Below are 18,521 nucleotides of genomic sequence, written 5' to 3' on the forward strand. Positions count from 1 at the left end.
CCAGCAGGCTCAACGCAGTCTCCGGATACGCTCGCTGGGGCTGACCACGTCGGTCAGGCGCACGCCGAAGCGGTCATTGATCACTACTACTTCGCCGTGGGCGATCAGGGTGCCGTTGACGAACACGTCCAGCGACTCGCCAGCACCGCGCTCCAGTTCCACCACCGACCCCTGGTTGAGCTGCAGCAGGTTGCGGATCGGCAGGCGGGCACGACCGACTTCCAGCGACAGGGTCACCGGCACATCGAGGATCACGTCCAGGTTCAGGTCCGGACCATTCGCCTCATCGGCCTGCAGGCTGCTGAACTGGGCCGGGGTCGGTTCGAGGGCGTCGATATCGTTCATTGCGGGTCTTCCTGGATGACGGGTACGCGCGGGCGGGTGCCCGGCGGATGGGTAGCGGTGATCTTCACGGCGTTCATGCCGTTGGCGATGCCGAACTCGCCGGTGAACACGGGGATGTTCTCCACGCACAGCGGCACCTGCGGGCTCAGCTCGATCGGCAGGATGTCGCCGACCTTCAACTGGGTCAGGTCGCGCAGGGTCATGCGCTTGCTGGCCAGTACGCTGGACAGGGTGACTTCGGCGACGTTGAGCTGCTCACGCAGGGTCTTGCCCCAGCTCTCGTCGCGGTCGTTGCGGTCGCTCTGGATGCCGGCGTCGAGCAGTTCGCGGATCGGTTCCAGCATCGAGTAGGGCAGGGTGACGTGGATGTCGCCGCCGCCACCGTCGAGCTCGACGTGCAGGCGGCACACCACCACGTACTCGCGCGGGGTCACGATGTTGGCGAAATGCGGGTTGATCTCCGAGTTGATGTACTCGAAGTCGACATCCATCACCGGTGCCCACGCTTCGCGCAGATCGGCGAAGGTCTGCTTCAGCAGCAGGTGGATCACCCGCATTTCAGTAGCTGTGAACTCGCGGCCCTCGATGCGGGTGGGGTAGCGCCCGTCGCCACCGAAGAAATTGTCGACGATGGCGAACACCAGGGTCGGCTCGAACACGATCAGGCCGGTGCCGCGCAGCGGCTTGAAGCGGATCAGGTTCAGGTTGGTCGGTACATACAGCGAGTGCATGTAGTCGTTGAACTTGATCAGCTCGATGCCGCGCACCGACAGTTCGGCCGAGCGGCGGATCAGGTTGAACAGGCCGATCCGCCACAGGCGCGCGAAGCGCTCATGGACCATTTCCAGGGTCGGCATGCGACCACGGATGATGCGGTCCTGGCTGGCGAAGTCGTACGAGCGCGCTTCGCCTGACGGGGGTTCCGCATCGGTCTCGACCGCGCCACTGTCCACGCCGTGGAGCAGGGCATCGATCTCGTCCTGGGACAGCAGATCATTCATCGGTGGGCCCTTACTGGGTCACGAAGCTGGTGAACAGCAGATCGTCGGCGCCGTTGCTGCCGGTCTCGGCCTTGAGCACCTTCTGCACCTCGGCCAATGAGGCGGCCTGCAGCTTCTGCTTGCCGGCGACATCGGCGATCTGGTCCGGGCTGACCTGCGAGAACAGCATCAGCAGGCGCGCACGGATGGCCGGGGCGTGGGTCTTGATCGCTTCCAGCGCGGCCGGGTCGCGGGTCATCAGCTGAACCTCCAGCTGCAGGTAACGTGGGCCGTCGACCGGGCCATTGAGGTTGACCACGAAGGCCGGCTCCAGTGCGAAGTACTGGGCCGGGGCTGGAGTCGCGCTCTTCTTCGGCGCCTGTGCGGTCTTCTCTTCGTGCTTGGACTGGGTGAAGAACCACACGCCGCCACCGGCAGCAGCGGCGGCCAATACGGCTACCAGCGCGGTGATCAGGATCGGACTACGCGGCTTGGCGGCCTTGTCCTTCTCGGCGGTCTTCTTGGTTTTGTCAGCGGCTGCGGCCACGGGGTGAAGCTCCTGAGGGTTGCTTCACCGGGATATGCAAGGGGTGTGCCGAAGGCCGGGCAGCGGGTGCGACGGAATTCCGTCGGAAACCTGTGCCGGTAGGTGCCAACCTTGGTCGGCACGCCTGTCAGGCGTAAGCGTCCAGCAGTCCGCGCTGGCGGATCAACTGCGCCGACGACACGCTGGCGTCGCCCGGCGTCGGTTCTCCGTCGCCGATGATGCCGCTGCCACCGGGCTGGCCCGGCGCATTGCCGCCACCGCCCGGTGCCTGGTGGCTGACATCGGCGTGGGCCAGCTGGAAGCCCTGTTCGCCCAGCAGCTCGCGCAGGCGCGGCAGGCTGCTTTCCAGCGCTTGCCGAACGTCCACGTGCGGGCTGCTGAAGCTGGCATGCACCTTGTCGCCGTTCAACTGCAGGCGCACGTCGACCGGGCCCAGGTCGTCCGGGCTCAGGCGGATGTGGGCGTGACCGATCTTCTGGTCGGCCAGCCAGCCCAGCCGTGCGCCGATGGCCTGGTCGAAGCCATCGTCACCCAGCACGGGCTTCGGCGTCGGTTCGCCATTGAAGATCGCGTTGCCGGTGGCGAGCGCCGCCTTGAGGTCCTGTACGGCGGCCGCTGGCGGTGAGTGCAGCAGGGGTACGCTGGTGCGGTCGCCAAGTGCAGCCACGTCGCTGCCTTCGCCACGCTCGGCGCGCTTGCCGGGCAGGATCATCTCCGGCAGTGGCAGCGCGGTGGCATCCTCCGGGCTGGTCGCCGCCGGTTTGCCGTCGGCCGCCACTGGGGCTGCGGTTGCCGCTGCCGGCGCGGCTGCAGGCAGTGTCGCGTTCGTGGCGGGGGCAGCAGCAGGCAGCGCGCTACCGTCGCTGGCCACCGCCGGTGCAGCGGTGGTTGGCAGAGCAGCGGCCGGATCGGCAGGCATCGGCATCGCCAGCACCAGGCCGGCCAGGCCGGGCGGTGGCCACGGGGCGTCCTCGGTCGCGGCGGGCTTGTCCTTTTCGGTGCCGGGTCCAGCCGGGGTCACGGCAACCGGCGGCAGCGACGGCGTTTCAGCAGTTGCCGCTTCGGCGTCCGCGGTGCGTTCACCCGGTGCCTGGCCATTGCTGTCGGCGGTCGATGGCGGGCTCGGCGTGGATGACATCGGTGTCGTGGCGCTGCCGGCTGGCGTGGGTGCAGACGGTGCGCCGCCCTGCAGCAGCTGGCTGAAGTCCTTTCCGCCTTCGCTGCGCGAGGCGCGTGCGGCACTGTTGCTGGTGGCGGGCGTGGCCGTGTTGGCGCTGCTGGCGAGCGGGGCGGGCATCACGAGCGGCCTCCCTGCTCGGCGCCGTCCTGGTCTTCGGCCTGCACCAGGCGTGCACGCCGTGCGCCAATGTCGTCCATCTCGCGCTGGTCGCGGCGGTCGGTCACCACCTTTTCCTGCGCCCGGTAGCTGGCGGCCAGCTGCTCCAGCACCGCCTTGTCACGGCTGGCGAGGATCAGGCGTGCGCGCTCGGCCTCCACTTTTTCGCGGTTGCCATTGACCGTGGCCTGCTGCTGCTCGACCGCGCTGTCCAGTCGATCGAGGAAGGCGCGGCGGTTGAGCAACTGTGCCGGGCTGGTCGCCGCCATCTGTGCGTTGGCGTACTCCTCGGCATAGCGGCGCAGTTCGTCCAGTCGCGAGAGATGGGTGTCGAGCACGCGCTGGCGTTCGGCCAGGTCGCGGGCGACCGCGTCCTCATGTTCCTGGGCCCGCTTGAGCAGGGGATCGATGCGCTTGGACTGGTTCATGGCTTAACTCTCTTGTTCCACCAGGCGCTGCAGCGCCGCCTGGCTGTGCGGGAGATCTGCGGCCTTGGCAACGTCCTGGCCGAGGAACTCCATGATTTCCGGCCAGCGTTCCAGGGCTTCGTCGGTGGCCGCGTCGTTGCCGCGCTGGTAGGCACCGATCGCGATCAGGTCCCGGTTGGCCGAGTAGGCCGAGACCAGTCGCTTCAACTTGCGGATGCGCAGGCGCCACGGTTCGTCGGCGATTTCCGTGACCACGCGGCTGACTGACGATTCGACGTCGATGGCCGGGTACAGCCCGCTGTCGGCCACGCGGCGCGAGAGCAGGATGTGGCCATCGAGGATCGCGCGCGCGGCATCGGCGATCGGATCCTGCGGATCATCGCCTTCGGTCAGCACCGTGTAGAACGCGGTGATCGAGCCACGGCCCTTGGCGCCATTGCCGGCGCGTTCGACCAGTGCCGGCAGCTTGGCAAACACCGACGGCGGATAGCCGCGGGTGGTCGGCGGTTCGCCGACCGACAGCCCGATCTCGCGCTGCGCCTGGGCGAAGCGGGTCAGCGAGTCCATCAGCAACAGCACGTTCAGGCCCTGGTCGCGGAACCACTCGGCAATGGCGGTGGCGCGGTAGGCACCATGCAGTCGCGCCAGCGGCGGCCGGTCGGCGGGGCTGGCGACCACCACGGCGCGGCGCAGGCCTTCCTCGCCCAGCGTCGTCTCGACGAAATCGCGCACTTCGCGGCCACGTTCACCGATCAGGCCGACCACGATCACGTCGGCGGCGGTGTAGCGGGTCATCATGCCCAGCAGCGTCGACTTGCCGACGCCGGAGCCGGCGAACAGGCCGACGCGCTGGCCGCGGCCGATCGGCAGCAGCGCGTTGATCGCGCGCACGCCCACGTCCAGCGGCTGGGTGATCGGTTCACGCGCCAGCGGATTGATCGACACGCCGGCCATGCCAACATGGCCTTCGGCGCGGATCGGGCCCTTGCCATCCAGCGGCACGCCGTCGCTGTCGATGACGCGGCCGAGCAGGCCTTCGCCCACTTCCACGCCGCCCCGGCGCGCCGATGGCACCACCCGGGCGTTGGGCAGCAGGCCATGCAGTTCGGCGCTGGGCATAAGGTAGGTGCGTTCGCCGGCGAAGCCGACCACTTCGGCGTCGACCCAGCCACCGTCGACCACTTCCACCTTGCAGCTGGCGCCCAGCGGCGCTTCGCAGCCGACCGCTTCCAGGGTCAGCCCGACCGCACGGCGCAACACGCCCTCGCGGATCAGGCCACGACCATGCGCGGTGTCCACGCGCAGGCCATCCAGGCGCCGGGCCAGGCGCAGGTTGCGGGCCACGGCCCAGTCGGCCGGCGGCGGAGTGGTTTGTGGTCCGGCACTCATGCCGTGGCTCCGGTCTGGCGGATCACCGCATCCAGCGCACCGCGCAGGCGGGCTTCCAGGGTGCCGTCGATGCGCACGGCTTCGGCGTGCACGCGCAGGTCGCCACGGCTGAGGCTGGTATCCGGTACGAGGCGCTGCGCCGGTGAAAGGTTCAGCAGCGGGGCGAGCGCAGCGATGTCATCCGGGTGCAGCCGCACTTCCACCTCGCGGGTGCTGCCCCCCACGGCGTCGATCGCTTCGCCGACCAGCTGCGCCAGCAGTGCCGGCTCGGCTTCGTAGGCGCGGCCGACCAGTGCGCCGGCGATGCGCACCGCCAGTTCGCCGAGGGCGCCGACCACTTCGTTCTCCAGCCGCACCAGCGGCCGGCTGAAGTTGTCCAGGATCCCTTCGATCTGTGCGGCGAGGCGACGTACTTCGGCCTGGCCCTGGCCGTAGCCGTCGGCATGGCCCTGTTCGAACCCTTCCTTCTCGGCGCTGTCCTGGATTGCCTGGATCTCTTCAAGGGTCGGCAGCTGCAGCGGCGGCTCCGGATCGTGTTCCGGATCCGGCTCGGTGAGTTCGAACGCACCCTCCTGCTCCAGCACCGGTTCGGGCTGGGCCAGCAGGTCCGGGGCAAGCCAGCGCACGACGTTGCTCACAGCATGGCCTCCGCGCTGCCACCGATGGTGACGGTGCCTTCATCGGCCATGCGCTTGACGATGGCCAGGATCTCGCGCTGCGCGCCTTCCACGTCGGACAGGCGCACCGGACCGCGGGCCTCCATGTCTTCGAGCAGGATTTCGGCCGCGCGCTGCGACATGTTGCGGGTGATCTTGTCGCGCACCTTGATGTCGGCACCGCGCAGGGCCAGGCCCAGGCGCTCGCCGCTCACCTCGCGCAGCACCAGCTGCATCTCGCGGTCGTCCAGGTCGACCAGGTCGTCGAACACGAACATCAGGTCCTGGATGCGGTTGCTCAACGGCGCATCGATGCGCGCGATTTCGCCCAGGATCGCCTGGTCCTGGCCACTGTCCATGAAGTTCAGGATGTTGGCTGCGCACTGCACGCCGCCGATGTTGGACGACTTCAGGTTCTGGTTGCCGGCGAACTGGCGCTCCATGATCTCGTTGAGTTCATTGAGCGCGTTCGGCGGAATACCGTCGAGGGTGGCGATGCGCAGCAGCACATCCACGCGGGTACGGTCCGGCAGCAGCTTCAGCGCGTCGGCAGCCTGGTCGATTTCCAGGTGCGCCATCACGATGGCGATGATCTGCGGGTGCTCGTTGCGCACCAGGTCGGCCACCGCACGCGGGTCCATCCACTTCAGCGCGTCCAGGCCGGTGGTGTTGCGGCCGAGCAGGATGCGGTCGATCAGGTTGCCGGCCTTCTCGCTGCCCAGCGCCTGCACCAGCATGTTGCGGATGTAGTCATCCGAGCCCACGCCCAGCGAGGTCTTCGAGCCCAGTTCCTGGCCGAACTGGTCCATCACTCGCTCCACCTGCTCGCGGGTGATGTCGGTCATGGTGGCCATGGCGATGCCGATCTTCTGCACCTCCTTGGGTTCCATGTGGCGCAGCACTTCGGCCGCATCCAGCTCACCCAGCGAAAGCAGCAGCACGGCCGCGCGCTGTACACCGGTCAGTTGTGCCTCAGTCATTGGCCACCCAGCCCTTGACCACCTGGGCCACGCGCTTGGAGTCGGTCTTCACGGCTTCACGCGCCATCCGCAGTCGTTCCTCATATGAATCCACCGGCAGTGCGAGCGCATCCGGTCCGCCCAGGCTTGCCCGGTCGGTGCCCAGCGCCGGCAGCGGCATGCCATCGTCATCCACCAGCTGCACGTCCGCGGTGTGCGGCTCCAGTGCCTGCGGGTCGTCCTTCCTGTTCTGGCCGGTGATCGCGCGCAGCGCCGGGCGCAGTACGCCGAACAACAACGCCAGCACCACCACCGCGCCGAGGAGCATGCGGCCGGCATCGTGCACCCATGGCAGTTCCCACCAGGCCGGGCCTTCGACCGGCGTGGTGTCACGCACGAACGGGGCGTTCATCACCGACACGGTGTCGCCACGCTCGGCGTTGAAGCCGACGGCCTGCTTCACCAGCGCCTCGACGCGGGTCAGTTCCGCGGCCGACAGCGGCTGCGGGCTGACCTTGCCGTTGGCGCCGGCGCGCGGCACGTTGTCCACCAGCACCGCCACCGACACGCGCTTGATGCGGCCGGCCGGCTGGCGGGTGTGCTGCAGGGTGCGGTCCAGCTCGTAGTTGCGGGTGGCGTTCTTGCTGCTTTCGGTCGGGGCCTGCGCGGCGGCCGGCGCGGCCTGCTGGCCCGGCGGGCTGTTGCTGGTGGCACCCGGCACGCCCTGCGGACCCGGCGTGCTGGTGGTGTTCTCGCTCATCTGCTCGCTGCGCAGCTTCTGCGGTTCACCGTTGTAGAGCTCACGGGCTTCCTCGGTCACCGAGAAGTCCATGTCCACGCTCACTTCCGGATTGACCCGGCCGGGGCCGGTCATCGGCTCCAGCAGCTCGCGGATGCGCTGGTTGAACGAGGTTTCCTGGCGGCGCACCTGCTCAAACTGCGCGGCGTTGACCGCCGCCTCGCTGTTCGGGTCGGTGATGCTGAGCATGCGCCCGCTCTGGTCGACCACGGTCACCCGTTCCGGCGCCAGGTCCGGAATGCTGGCCGCAACCATGTGCACGATGGCATCCACCTGGCTGCGTTCCAGCTGCTGGCCGCCACGCAGTTCCAGGGTGACCGAGGCGCTGGCCACGTCACGCTGGCGGGTGAAGGCGCTGGGCTTGGGAATGGCCAGATGCACGCGTGAATCACGTACCGGGCGCAGCGTGTTGATGGTGCGCGACAGCTCTGTTTCCAACGCGTGCTGGTAGCGCGCGCTTTCCACGAACTGGCTGACGCCGAAGCCCGGATCGCGTTCCATCAGCTCGAAGCCGAGCTTGCCGCTGTCGGTCAGGCCGGAGCCGGCCAGTTTCAGGCGGGCGTCGTGCAGGTTCTTTTCCGGCACGGTGATGCCACCGGTGGCCGGATCGAGCGCGAACGGAATCTGTGCCGCGCGCAGCAGGTCGGTCGCTTCAGCGGTCGCCTTCTGGTCCAGGCCGGTGTACAGCGGGACCATGCCCGGCTTCTGTGACCAGAAGAACACGGACAGGCCTGCCGCCACCGCCACCGCGATCATCGCCATCAGGCCCAGCCGACGGGTGATCTGCAGACTCTGCAGGCGGTCGAACCATTGCCCGGCCTTCTCGGCGTTCAGGCTGTCCTTGGAGAGCGTCAGTGCCATGCGTCAATGTTCCTTACAGCGGCATGTTCATCACGTCCTGGTAGGCCTGGACGAGACGGTTGCGGACTTCCACGGTGGCGCGGAAGGCGATCTGGGACTGCTGCGAGGCGACCATCACCTTGGCCAGGTCGGCGCTGGGGTCGCCCATTTCGAAGGCCTTGGCGAGGGCGCCGGACTTCTGCTGCGCATCGTTGACGCCGGCAATCGCACCACGCAGGGTTTCGGTGAAGCTGGCCGGCTGGGCCTGCGGCGCGTCCAGCACCGTGCCCGGCAGGGCGTTGCTGCGCGGCGCTTCGCCCAGCGGGTTGAGCGCCGGCTGTCCCATCTGGGTCTGATAGGAGCGGATCTGCGAAAGGATCGAAGTGACGGAGTGGGACATCTGCAACGGTTCCAGAAACAGGGATGGGGTTGTCTGCTGGAACCAGTGCAAGTGCCGTGCCGAAACCGGTTTTCGATTCAGTGACGTGAGGGTGTGGGTGTTTGGTGGCAGGGCTGCGCCCTGCACCCGCCGACGCGACGTCAACATCAACGTCAAAATCGGGCTATCCGTGGGGTGGCGGGGTGGGTCCGGTTGCGGGGGACGCCGTGAATACGTCCCTGTAGGCTCGGTCGCGCCATCCATGGCGCTCACGCCCCCGCAACCGGACCCACCCCGCCTTCGACAGTTGGCCGCGATCTGTTGGAACCTGCTGCCTATGGTGCTTCTGATGGTGCTTCTGATGGTGGTGGGTGCCGACCGTTGGTCGGCACGGGGTCGGATCCCGTTGCAACGCAACCGGCTCTGACTCCGGTCGTGGCGCCATTTAACCGGCGTCGGTTTTCTGGCCTAGGGCTGCAGGGTCCATCGGCCGGAATTCTGGCGCTGGCGCGGGGCGATGGGGCCGTCGTGCTGGGTGTAGATGAAACGACCCTGCCGGTCGCTCAGGCAGGTCAGCAGCAGGGTGTAGTGGGCGGCGCCGGCCGGGTGGCTTTCGCTCATCTGGATCTCCGCGATATGCGGGGCCAGGCGCTGGTAGCGGTAGCTGCCGCCGATGCGCAAGTCAGTGCCGAGGATGTCCAGCACGTACTGGCTGCCGGCAAAGCTGAGCTGCACCATGCGTCCGGCGTTGGGGTTGTCCGGGGCGTACAGCGGGTCGCTGAGGTTGATGAACTGGCGCTGGTCCAGCGTTGCGGGCAGGGTGCAGTTGGCGGCAGTGGCCAGGGCCGGGCAGAGCAGGCTGGCGAGCAGGGCAAGGCGATGCATGGTGGAACCTCCTTGGGGGTCTCCTTGCCATGCTCCGCACTGCGGCGGTGTTGTCTCTAGGAAAACGTGCAAAAGCAATGGGCTCAGATCCCGTTCCGCAGCAAAGGGATGTGAGCCCAGGGGCCCAAAACACCAACGCCCGGGCAAGCCCAGGCGTTCGTGCCCCCTTCATGCTGGCAATGCGTTTCAGCCGGCCAGTTCGGCCTGCTCGCGCTCGATGCCGTACTTGCGCAGCTTTTCCACCAGGGTCGTGCGGCGCAGGCCGAGCAGCTGGGCCGCGTGGGCGACCACGCCCTGGGTGCGTTCCAGTGCTTCGTTGATCAGGCCCAGTTCGATGTTGGCCATGTGGTTGCGCAGGTCCATGCCTTCGTCAGGCAGCGCCGCCGGCGCCGCCGGGCGATTGACGGCGATGCCGTGCTCCAGCGCCGGCTGGTTGCCGCTGCCCGGGGTGTGGAAGGAGAAGCTGCGCAGGTCCAGGCGTTCTTCGCTGGCGGCCGGCTGTGCCGGTGCCGGCGTGGCGGCCGCCAGTGCCGCATCGCCACGGTAACGGGCCGGCAGGTCCTGCACGCGCACCGAACCACCCGGATGCAGCACCGCCAGGCGCTCGACCAGGTTGGTCAGCTCGCGCACGTTGCCCGGCCATTCGTAGCCGGCAAGGGCCTGCAGCGCTTCCGGGGTGAAGCGCACTTCGCCACGGCCGGTGCGGGCCAGCTGCGCGGCGATGGTTTCCACCAGCGCTGGCAGGTCTTCGCGGCGCTCGCGCAGCGCGGGCACTTCGATCGGGAACACGTTGAGGCGGTAGAACAGATCCTCGCGGAACTTGCCCTCGGCGATGCGGGTCTCCAGGTCGCGGTGGGTCGCGGCCACCACGCGCACGTTGCAGCGGATGGTCTGGTTGCCACCGACGCGCTCGAAGCTGCGTTCCTGCAGCACGCGCAGCAGCTTCACCTGCATCGGCAGGCTCATGTCGCCGATTTCGTCGAGCAGCAGGGTGCCGCCCTCGGCCATTTCGAAACGGCCCTTGCGCGCGGTCAGCGCGCCGGTGAAGGCGCCCTTCTCATGGCCGAACAGTTCGCTTTCCAGCAGGTCGGCCGGAATGGCGCCGCAGTTGATCGCCACGAACGGGCCGTCACGGCGCGGCGAGCGCTGGTGGATGGCGCGCGACACCACTTCCTTGCCGGTACCGGATTCGCCCAGCACGAGCACGGTGGTATCGAATGCGGCGACCTGCTCGATCATGGTGCGCAGGGCGGTCACTGCCGGGCCGTTGCCGGTGGGGCCCTGGTCCTGGGCGGCGCCTGCCTGGTGCTCGGCATCCAGGCGCTTGAGGCTGGCGCGGCGCAGCAGGGCTTCCATCTGTGCGTGGCGCAGCGGCGTTTCCAGCGGCCAGATGTTCGCTTCATGCAGCCCGTGCTGCCGGGCAAACACTGCAGCATCACCATCGGCCAGCAGCACCGGAGGCGGCAGGCTGCTGCCGCCCAGCCAGTTGTACAGCGCGGTGCTGGCGGGGCTGTCGTCCAGGCTGCCGACGATCACCGCCATCCAGTCGTTCTGGCGCTGCCGGCCCAGGTCGAAGTCGGCCGCGTCGGATACCCAGCGCGGGTTGAAGTCCATGAATTCCAGCAGGGCAACGGTGCGCTCTGCGCGCACGGCGTCGTTGTCCAGCACCAGGATGCGCGATTCACTCACGACTGTTCCTCCCTGAGGCCTTCCAGGATCGGCATCACTTCCTGGATGTAGGACAGCTTGCTGACAAAGTTGTCGGCACCGGCACGCAGCGCGTGTTCGCGGTGCTCGGCGTCATCGAAGTGGCTGGCGATCACGATGTACGGTGCATCGTCCTGCGACTTGATCAGGCGGGTGGCCTGCAGGCCACCCATCTCCGGCATGGCCAGGTCCATCAACACCACCTGCGGGCGCAGCGTTTCCGAGCGCTCGATCGCTTCCAGGCCGTTGCCGGCACTGCCGACGATCTGCAGCCAGTCGATCTTGCGGAAATGGCGCATCGCCGCGTTGATGAAGCCCTCGTGGTCATCGACCAGCAGGACCGTGAGCTTGTTCATGTCCAACATCCTTTTCAGCCCACCCGGGCCAGCTGCGGTTGCCTGGCGCTGAGCCGGCGCCGTTCGCGGGCCGGGGCGATATCCAGTTGTTCTCGGTATTTTGCGACGGTTCGGCGGGCAATGTTCACCCCCTGGCGTGACAGCAGGCCGGCAATGGCCTCGTCGGCCAGCGGACGGCCGGCGGGTTCGGCGTCGATCAGGCGGCGGACCATGGCTTTCACCGCCTGGCCCGAGACGCTGGCGCCTTCCAGGCGCACCGCGAAGAAGTGCTTCAGTTCGAAGGTGCCGCGCGGTGTCTGCAGGAACTTGCCGGTGGTGATGCGTGAGACGGTGGACTCGTGCATGCCGATTTCCTCGGCCACTTCCTTCAGGGTCAGCGGGGCCATGGCCTCTTCGCCACGGACCAGGAAGGCGGCCTGGCGCTCGACGATCACCCGCGCGGTGCGCAGCAGGGTGTCGTAGCGCATCGACAGGCCGCGGCTGAACCAGCGTGCCTCCTGCAGCATCTCGCGCAGTGCCGGCGCGGCTTCGCTGGTTTCGGCCAGCGCCTGTTCGTACTGGCTGTTGATCGAGACGCGGCGGCTGGTGGCCGGGTTCAGTGCCACCTTCCATTGCCCATCGGCGTGCCAGGCGACGACGTCCGGCACTACCACAGCGTTGCGTTCGGGCAGCAGGCTGTCGCCGGGGCGCGGCTGCAGCGAGAGGATCAGGCGCACCGCCTCGCGCACGTCGTCGATCTCGGCGTCGTGCTGGCGGGCGAGGGCGGGGTAGTCGTGCGCAGCCAGCGCATCGAGCGCGCCATCGAGGATGCGGGCGGCCAGGTGGCGAGCAGGGACCACGCCGTGCAGGCTGCGCAGCTGTGCCTGCAGGCCTTCGCGCAGGTCCTGCGCAGCCATGCCAGCGGGTTCACCGTGCAGCAGCTGCTGGCGGATGGCCTCGACGCCTTCGGCGGCGATGTCGAACTGGGCGCTGGCCAGCAGCTGCAGCTGCGCCAGCGGCGCCTGCAGGTAGCCGGCCTCATCGCAGTGGTCGAGCCAGAACGCGGCCACCGCCAGTTCGCGGTCGTCCATGTCCAGCGCCAGGCGCTGCAGCACGCGCAGCTGCGGGTCGGTCGACTCACCGGCGGCAATGCGCGCCATGCGATCGTCGTCGCCGTCCTGCCAGCTGGCGCCGGCCACATCCCACATCGAAGACTCCGGCAACTCGTCGAACGCAGCGGTTTCCAGCGTGGTGGCGGCGGCCTCGGTGGCGTCAGCGGCAGGCGCTTCGGCCTCTTCGATCTCCAGCAGCGGGTTGGAGTCCAGCAGGCGCTGGATTTCCTGTTCCAGGTGCAGGCCATCGAGCTGCAGCAGCCGGATCGATTGCAGCAGCTGAGGGGTGAGGTGAAGTTGTTGGCCCAGCTGGGTCGAGAGTGCAGCCTTCATCGTGGTTCCCCGGCGCCGCTCCCCGGCGCCTTGTGGAACGCATCTTGCTTTTGATCCGGCGTGGGCGGAATCGGGGGGTTCCTGAGGGGGTTCGTGGTTGTCCCGACAGGATGTAGGGGTTATCCCTACATTGGCTCGGGATATTGACGAAGCGGGCCGCCAAGTCATTGATTCGTCGTGCCGAAGCGGCGGGGTTCGCGGCGGCCGGTGTACGGATTCCTGTCAGGGAATGTCGGGGTGACGGGAATTCGTCGTCAGTGCAGGGCCTTGCCCGCTACTGGCGCTTACTCCAGCTCGTGCTGGTGGCGCGCGGCCAGCAGCAACAGGTCATTGGCGCGGCGGCAGCCCAATGACTCCATCATGCGTGCGCGGTGGGTTTCCACCGTCTTCACGCTGATGCCGAGGTCGGCGGCGATTTCCTTGTTGCTTTCGCCCTTGCCGATGCGGCGCAGGATCTCGCGCTGGCGCGGCGACAGCGCGGCAATGCCGGTAGGCTTCTCGCGGCCCAGCATGGGGGCCAGCATTTTGGCCGAGATCTGGGGACTCAGGAACACCTGGCCGGCATGCGCGGCGCGCAGCGCCAGTTCCAGCTCCTGCGGTGCTGCATCCTTCACCACGAACCCGACCGCGCCACGATCCAGGGCATCGCGCACATGCGCGGCATCGTCGTGCATGGTCATCATCACCACCCGGGTGCCGGGGGCGCGCAGGCGGATGTCGCTGAGCGCTTCCAGGCCGGTGCGGCCCGGCAACGAGAGATCCATCAGCACCACATCCGGCGCGTGCTGCAGGGCCAGCTGCAATGCCTGTTCGGCGTTGCTGGCCTCGGCGACGAGCTGCACGTCGGCAAACCCCTGCAGCAGCCGCGCCAGGCCGGCGCGGACGAGGGTGTGATCGTCGACGATGAGAACTCGCACAGGCACGCAACAGATCCGTGTAGGGGAGTCCACCTTAACTTAGCTGAACGGGCGCGCCAAGGCTTGCCCGCCAAGCGTGATGGTGGCAGCTTTCAGCGCGCCCGGCGTGCCTCGGCCACCTGGCGGCGGTGCAGTCGGAACAGGTGCCGCTCCATGGCCATTTCCAGGCCGTCGCCCAGGCGCTGGAAGCGCAGCCATAGGAAGTGGCCGCCGCCGCCGTCGGCTGCCTCGGCGATCACTTCCACCGGCAGGTCGATGTGGTCGGGCAGCCAGTCGCTGGGCTGCAGGCGCACCACGCCGGCCTGGCCGGGGCTGGCACCGCTGCGCGGGCCCAGCTGCAGGCGGATGCCACGGCGCGACCAGCGCACCGGGCGCAGGGGCAGTTCCAGGCCCTGCTGGCGCACCAAGCGGCCGAGCAGCACCATCGCCAGGTCCAGCTTGGCTTCAAGGCGTTGCAGCTGCAGGGTGGCCTCGTTGCGTTCGTCGTGCTCGTCAACACGGCTGTCTTCGACCAGTGCCAGGCTGCGCAGCAGGCCTTCGGCACCGCTGGTGCGTCCGGCCGCGCTGCCCGCCTGGAACTCGGCCGGCAGGGCCAGCTCGCAGCTGAGCGTTTCGTCGAACAGCTCGCTTTCGGCAGGATGGTGCAGCGACGTGGCCGGCAGCTGGGTCATGCCAGCGATCCTGCCTGCAGGTAGGCATGGGCGGCGCGAAGCGAGCGCTGGCCGTCATTCATCAGTGCGGCCGCTGCATCGCGGCGCTGGCGCAGCAGGCCCAGAAGGCTCTGCTGGCGCTCGAACAGGGCGCTCAGCGGCCCGTGGTCCGCAGCGGTCAGCGGCTGGCTGAGCAGGGCATGCAGGGTGCTGTCGTGCCCGTCGAGCAGGCTGTCGGCCTGGTCCAGGGCATCATCGCCCAGTGCCTTCTCGAAGGCATCCAGCTGCGCGTGCAGTTCGGGCAGGCTCATGGCGCCACCGCGGCCGGGCGGCGCTGTTCGTGCGGGATCGCGTTCCAGGCGCTGTCGATCTCGCCCAGCAGCTGCAGCGATTCATCCAGCGCGGCGCGGTCGTTGTGCAGGTTGGCTTCGGTGAGGCGCTGCAGCACGTAATCGTACAGGGCCGACAGGTTGCCGGCGATCTCGCCGCCGGCCTCATGGTCCAGCGAGCCGTTGAGGTGGCCGACGATCGCGCAGACTTCGCCGATCGCCTTGCCCTTGCCGGCCTGGTCGCCCCGCTCGAGGCTGGCCAGGGCGCGACGCACGCGCTCCAGCGCGCCGGCCAGCAGCATCGCCACCAGCTTGTGCGGATCGGCATCGGCGACCGCACTGGTCACTCCCACCTGGCGGTACTGCTCGGCATATTGACGGCTGGAACCGTACATTCGTGATTCTCCTTGCGCGGGGTGCCGTCGGGTGATCGTGGGGATCGGTGCCGGCGGCGCGGCGATGATTGCTGTTGCGTCCGTTATCGGTGCATTGCGCGGCAAACTTGAGTGCCACGCACGCATCGTCAGCGGTTCAACTGTGCCAGCTGCTGCTGCAGCGCCGTGTTGCTCTGCTGCAACTTGCCCATCAGGCTGTCCAGCGCGATGAACTGCTTCTTGTAGCGCTCTTCCACGCTCTTCATCCGCGTGTCGAGGTCCTTGCGGCGCTTGTCGATGTTGTCCAGCGTGGTGTTCAGGCCCTTGGTGCGCGCGACGAACGCGCCTTCCTTGCCGACCGTGGTGCTGACATAGCCGTCGACCAGCGTGTACAGCTTGCCGGCACCGCCGGAATCACCGGTGATCGCCTGGCGCATCTTCTCCGGCTGGCTGGCCAGTGCGGCGGCGAACTTGGTGGTGTCCAGGATCAGCGTGCCGTCGGCATTGGGGTAGCCGCGGGTATCCAGACCGATCGCCTTGGCATCGAGCTTGTCACCGGCCAGGTCCTTGAGCACGCTCGACATCACCGAGCGCAGCTGGCTGGTGGCGCCGCGCATCTGCGCATCGCCGGTCAGCGTGGAGGCTTCCTTGGTCTTGGCGTCGTACTTGGTTTCGGTGTTGATCGCCGCCAGTGCGGCGTTGTAGGCCGTTACGAACTCCTGCATCACCTTGGTGGCCGCCGCAGTGTCGGTGCTGATGGTCACCGTGCTGGTGCCCGGCATCTTCAGGTTCAGGGTCAGGCCCGGAACCGCATCGGCCACGGTGTTGCTGGCGCTGACGACCTTCACGCCATCGATGGTCAGCTCGGCGTCGGCGGCGGCGGTGTTCTGCTTCAGGCTGTTGACCAGCCCCCCCAGCTTGGCGTCGCTGCCTGCGTACTCGAGCTTGATCGCGTTGGCGGCACCGGTCTTCTCCTGTGCGATCGACAGGTACTGGTTGTCGCCGGAGCTGATCAGGGTGGCCTGCACGCCTTCCTTGCGGCCGGCCGCATCGATCTTGTTGCGGATGGTGGTCAGCGTGTCGCCGTCCTCCACCTCCACGTTCATGGTCTTGGCCTTGTCGCCCACGCCAACGGTCAGCGTCAAGGTTCCGGCAGCAAACGTGTCGGTCTTGGGTACCGAAGTATCGGCGATCAGCTTGTGCGCAGTGGCCAGCGAGGTGACATTGACGACGTGCGTACCGTTGGAAGCCGCGGCTTTGGTGGTGCCAACGTCATACAGCGCGACCGACGCCGTCAGGATCTCGTCGGTGCCCTTGTCGCCGCCTTTGCTGGCGGTCACCGTGCGCGTGTCGAACGCGGTGGTGGCCTTCAGTGCGGTCAGCGCCGTCTTCAGCTTGTCGAAGGCCGAGGTGATGGTGCCGATCGACGACAATTGCATCTTGGCCTTGGACTGCTGCAGGTTCAGCGCATTGTCGGCGGGCTTGCGGTCAGCTGCGACCAGCTGGTTGACGATGCTGGAAATATCCAGTCCCGAGCCAATGCCACCGTATCCAAAGTCTGCCACGTCGTTTCTCCTGGTATCCGGGCCCGGCCGTCGTGCGCTGGCCCGTCGTCAACGAAAATAGCGGCCTGCGCCGCTGGGTCTTGAGGGCTTCGTTGATGCACGTGCCGTGCCAATCGCCTGGCGCAGGTTCTGGCACGCGGGTTGCAGGAGGGCTGGGGCAGGGTGCGGGTGGGTTCACCGCGGGCTGCCGGGAGTCTGCAAAAAGCCCTCCCCCAATGCAGGGGAGGGATCAGGCTACTGACAATCGGGGGGAGACGAAGCCGCCCGGTACGTACAGTCAAAGGTACAGCGCTGAAAGAGAGGTCCGCAGGAGCGGGCGATGCCAAGCCGGTTCGGGACTGATCCCGGGCCGGGCATGGCCCGCGCCTTCGTGCATCGTGGCTTCCCGGTTGCCGCTACCGTCGGTTCGACCCGACGGTAGCGGCGCCTTATTGCCGTGGATCAGCGCAGCAGGCTGAGCACGCCCTGCGGCACCTGGTTGGCCTGGGCCAGCATGGCCGTACCGGCCTGCTGCAGGATCTGGGTGCGGGTCAGCTCTGCGGTTTCCTTGGCGAAGTCGGTGTCCTTGATGCGGCTGCGCGATGCCGACAGGTTTTCCGACGAGGTCTGCAGGTTGGCCACCACCGAGGTGAAGCGGTTCTGGATCGCACCGAGGTCGGCGCGGGTGCTGTTGATCGCACCCAGGGCCTTGTCGACCACTTCCAGGGCCTGCTGGGCACCGAGTACGCTGCTCACGTCCAGCTTCTGCACGTTGGCCGAGGTGTCGGTGCCAGCAGTGTAGGCGCCGGCAGCCGCTGCGGTGCCCCAGGTCTTGGCGGTGGCGTCGTAGTCGCTGCGCATCAGGGCGATATCGGCAGCGGCAACGGCCTTGCCTTCCTTCACCGAGCTCAGCTTCAGGGAGCCGTCGGCATTGGCTTCGGCGTAGATGCCGGCCTCGCCGATCTTGGCGTTGATGGCGGTGGCGACGGCCTTGGAGGCATCCGCCGTGGTGGCGCCGGCCTTGACTTCAACCGTGCCGATGTCCACGCCCATCACGGTGCCGGAGAAGCGTGCGCCGTCGGTGCTGGCGGCCAGGGCGGCGGTCGCGCCGGTGGCGAAGGTCGAGGTGCCCAGCGAGCCGGCCTTGGCATCGATGGTCTTGTCGATGGCGATGGCCTGGCCGGCATTGGCGCCGACCTGGAACAGCTGGCTGGAGAAGGTGCCGTCCAGCAGCTTGGTGCCGTTGAAGTCCGACTGCTTGGCGACGCGGTCGATTTCCGAGACCAACTGGGTCACTTCGGCCTGCAGCGCCTTGCGGTCGCTGGCCGAGTTGGTGGCGTTGGAGGCCTGCACCGACAGCTCGCGGACGCGCTGCAGATTGTTGCCGATTTCGGTCAGCGAACCTTCGGCGACCTGGGCCAGCGAAATACCGTCGTTGGCGTTGCGGATGGCGACGTCGGTACCGCGGATCTGCGTGCCGAAGCGCTCGGAGATCGCCAGGCCGGCGGCGTCGTCCTTGGCGCTGTTGATGCGCGAACCGGAGGACAGGCGCTGGATGGTGGTGGCCAGCGAGCTGCCGCTGGTGCTCAGGTTGCGCTGAGCATTCAGGGACATGGTGTTGGTGTTGATGACTTGTGCCATGGTGCATTTCCTTTGGCGAAGGTGGAACGTGTTTCA

20 protein-coding genes are annotated in these 18,521 nt (G+C 67.8%); all 20 read right to left on the reverse strand.

Going from position 1 to position 18,521, the window contains the following annotated elements; all coding sequences use genetic code 11:
* Positions 1-9: 9 nt before the first annotated feature.
* Positions 10-345, reverse strand: coding sequence for a flagellar motor switch protein FliN (gene fliN, locus ACUDTM_RS02275; protein WP_005409543.1), 336 nt, complete (start codon positions 343-345; stop codon positions 10-12).
* Positions 342-1,346, reverse strand: a complete 1,005-nt coding sequence (gene fliM, locus ACUDTM_RS02280; protein WP_005416434.1) for a flagellar motor switch protein FliM — start codon at positions 1,344-1,346, stop codon at positions 342-344. Before fliM ends, fliN begins: the two co-directional genes overlap by 4 nt.
* A gap of 10 nt (positions 1,347-1,356) precedes the next feature.
* A complete protein-coding gene (locus tag ACUDTM_RS02285; protein ID WP_151355146.1) occupies positions 1,357-1,872 on the reverse strand; it encodes a flagellar basal body-associated FliL family protein in 516 nt (171 codons plus the stop codon).
* 127 nt (positions 1,873-1,999) lie between these two features.
* On the reverse strand, positions 2,000-3,169 hold the full coding sequence (locus ACUDTM_RS02290) for a flagellar hook-length control protein FliK (RefSeq protein WP_445391107.1): 1,170 nt from the start codon (positions 3,167-3,169) through the stop codon (positions 2,000-2,002).
* Entirely contained in the window at positions 3,169-3,636 is a 468-nt protein-coding gene (gene fliJ / locus ACUDTM_RS02295; protein ID WP_005416437.1) for a flagellar export protein FliJ, read from the reverse strand. The genes ACUDTM_RS02290 and fliJ overlap by 1 nt, the downstream gene beginning before the upstream one ends.
* A gap of 3 nt (positions 3,637-3,639) precedes the next feature.
* Positions 3,640-5,025: a FliI/YscN family ATPase gene (locus ACUDTM_RS02300; protein ID WP_065178546.1), complete on the reverse strand. Its 1,386-nt coding sequence runs from the start codon at positions 5,023-5,025 to the stop codon at positions 3,640-3,642.
* Positions 5,022-5,663: a FliH/SctL family protein gene (locus tag ACUDTM_RS02305; RefSeq protein ID WP_111008423.1), complete on the reverse strand. Its 642-nt coding sequence runs from the start codon at positions 5,661-5,663 to the stop codon at positions 5,022-5,024. Before ACUDTM_RS02305 ends, ACUDTM_RS02300 begins: the two co-directional genes overlap by 4 nt.
* Entirely contained in the window at positions 5,660-6,646 is a 987-nt protein-coding gene (gene fliG / locus ACUDTM_RS02310; RefSeq protein WP_445391463.1) for a flagellar motor switch protein FliG, read from the reverse strand. The genes ACUDTM_RS02305 and fliG overlap by 4 nt, the downstream gene beginning before the upstream one ends.
* A 7-nt stretch (positions 6,647-6,653) precedes the next feature.
* Positions 6,654-8,300: a flagellar basal-body MS-ring/collar protein FliF gene (gene fliF / locus ACUDTM_RS02315; protein ID WP_180870863.1), complete on the reverse strand. Its 1,647-nt coding sequence runs from the start codon at positions 8,298-8,300 to the stop codon at positions 6,654-6,656.
* Between the two features lie 13 nt (positions 8,301-8,313).
* Entirely contained in the window at positions 8,314-8,679 is a 366-nt protein-coding gene (fliE, locus tag ACUDTM_RS02320; protein WP_061478712.1) for a flagellar hook-basal body complex protein FliE, read from the reverse strand.
* Positions 8,680-9,126: 447 nt separating this feature from the next.
* A complete protein-coding gene (locus ACUDTM_RS02325; RefSeq protein WP_445391108.1) occupies positions 9,127-9,543 on the reverse strand; it encodes a hypothetical protein in 417 nt (138 codons plus the stop codon).
* A 186-nt stretch (positions 9,544-9,729) separates the two neighbouring features.
* On the reverse strand, positions 9,730-11,232 hold the full coding sequence (locus ACUDTM_RS02330; protein ID WP_072166963.1) for a sigma-54 dependent transcriptional regulator: 1,503 nt from the start codon (positions 11,230-11,232) through the stop codon (positions 9,730-9,732).
* On the reverse strand, positions 11,229-11,606 hold the full coding sequence (locus ACUDTM_RS02335; protein WP_005409556.1) for a response regulator: 378 nt from the start codon (positions 11,604-11,606) through the stop codon (positions 11,229-11,231). The genes ACUDTM_RS02330 and ACUDTM_RS02335 overlap by 4 nt, the downstream gene beginning before the upstream one ends.
* 14 nt (positions 11,607-11,620) lie before the next feature.
* Entirely contained in the window at positions 11,621-13,030 is a 1,410-nt protein-coding gene (gene rpoN / locus ACUDTM_RS02340; protein ID WP_072166964.1) for an RNA polymerase factor sigma-54, read from the reverse strand.
* Positions 13,031-13,314: 284 nt separating this feature from the next.
* Positions 13,315-13,947, reverse strand: a complete 633-nt coding sequence (locus ACUDTM_RS02345) for a response regulator (protein WP_005413261.1) — start codon at positions 13,945-13,947, stop codon at positions 13,315-13,317.
* A 92-nt stretch (positions 13,948-14,039) separates the two neighbouring features.
* Positions 14,040-14,618 (reverse strand): PilZ domain-containing protein, encoded by a 579-nt coding sequence (locus tag ACUDTM_RS02350; RefSeq protein ID WP_072166965.1) that lies wholly within the window; start codon positions 14,616-14,618, stop codon positions 14,040-14,042.
* Positions 14,615-14,908, reverse strand: a complete 294-nt coding sequence (locus ACUDTM_RS02355) for a hypothetical protein (RefSeq protein WP_072166966.1) — start codon at positions 14,906-14,908, stop codon at positions 14,615-14,617. The genes ACUDTM_RS02350 and ACUDTM_RS02355 overlap by 4 nt, the downstream gene beginning before the upstream one ends.
* On the reverse strand, positions 14,905-15,321 hold the full coding sequence (fliS, locus tag ACUDTM_RS02360; protein ID WP_005416447.1) for a flagellar export chaperone FliS: 417 nt from the start codon (positions 15,319-15,321) through the stop codon (positions 14,905-14,907). Before fliS ends, ACUDTM_RS02355 begins: the two co-directional genes overlap by 4 nt.
* A 128-nt stretch (positions 15,322-15,449) precedes the next feature.
* The gene (gene fliD, locus ACUDTM_RS02365) at positions 15,450-16,865 is read right to left on the reverse strand and encodes a flagellar filament capping protein FliD (RefSeq protein ID WP_061478707.1); all 1,416 of its coding nucleotides are present in this window, start codon (positions 16,863-16,865) and stop codon (positions 15,450-15,452) included.
* A 441-nt stretch (positions 16,866-17,306) separates the two neighbouring features.
* Complete coding sequence (locus ACUDTM_RS02370) at positions 17,307-18,485, reverse strand: flagellin (RefSeq protein WP_353080014.1); 1,179 nt, start codon at positions 18,483-18,485, stop codon at positions 17,307-17,309.
* Positions 18,486-18,521 lie beyond the last annotated feature (36 nt).

Source organism: Stenotrophomonas maltophilia group sp. vghtpe118, from assembly GCF_052605195.1.

Excerpts from the sequence above, each read along its gene's own strand:
- ACUDTM_RS02370 (WP_353080014.1), bottom strand. The coding sequence starts at position 18,485 with ATGGCACAAGTCATCAACACCAACACCATGTCCCTGAATGCTCAGCGC.
- ACUDTM_RS02325 (WP_445391108.1), bottom strand. The coding sequence starts at position 9,543 with ATGCATCGCCTTGCCCTGCTCGCCAGCCTGCTCTGCCCGGCCCTGGCC.
- ACUDTM_RS02300 (WP_065178546.1), bottom strand. The coding sequence starts at position 5,025 with ATGAGTGCCGGACCACAAACCACTCCGCCGCCGGCCGACTGGGCCGTG.
- fliS (WP_005416447.1), bottom strand. The coding sequence starts at position 15,321 with ATGTACGGTTCCAGCCGTCAATATGCCGAGCAGTACCGCCAGGTGGGA.
- ACUDTM_RS02350 (WP_072166965.1), bottom strand. The coding sequence starts at position 14,618 with ATGACCCAGCTGCCGGCCACGTCGCTGCACCATCCTGCCGAAAGCGAG.
- ACUDTM_RS02290 (WP_445391107.1), bottom strand. The coding sequence starts at position 3,169 with ATGCCCGCCCCGCTCGCCAGCAGCGCCAACACGGCCACGCCCGCCACC.
- rpoN (WP_072166964.1), bottom strand. The coding sequence starts at position 13,030 with ATGAAGGCTGCACTCTCGACCCAGCTGGGCCAACAACTTCACCTCACC.
- ACUDTM_RS02355 (WP_072166966.1), bottom strand. The coding sequence starts at position 14,908 with ATGAGCCTGCCCGAACTGCACGCGCAGCTGGATGCCTTCGAGAAGGCA.
- ACUDTM_RS02335 (WP_005409556.1), bottom strand. The coding sequence starts at position 11,606 with ATGAACAAGCTCACGGTCCTGCTGGTCGATGACCACGAGGGCTTCATC.
- fliF (WP_180870863.1), bottom strand. The coding sequence starts at position 8,300 with ATGGCACTGACGCTCTCCAAGGACAGCCTGAACGCCGAGAAGGCCGGG.
- fliE (WP_061478712.1), bottom strand. The coding sequence starts at position 8,679 with ATGTCCCACTCCGTCACTTCGATCCTTTCGCAGATCCGCTCCTATCAG.
- fliJ (WP_005416437.1), bottom strand. The coding sequence starts at position 3,636 with ATGAACCAGTCCAAGCGCATCGATCCCCTGCTCAAGCGGGCCCAGGAA.
- fliN (WP_005409543.1), bottom strand. The coding sequence starts at position 345 with ATGAACGATATCGACGCCCTCGAACCGACCCCGGCCCAGTTCAGCAGC.
- fliM (WP_005416434.1), bottom strand. The coding sequence starts at position 1,346 with ATGAATGATCTGCTGTCCCAGGACGAGATCGATGCCCTGCTCCACGGC.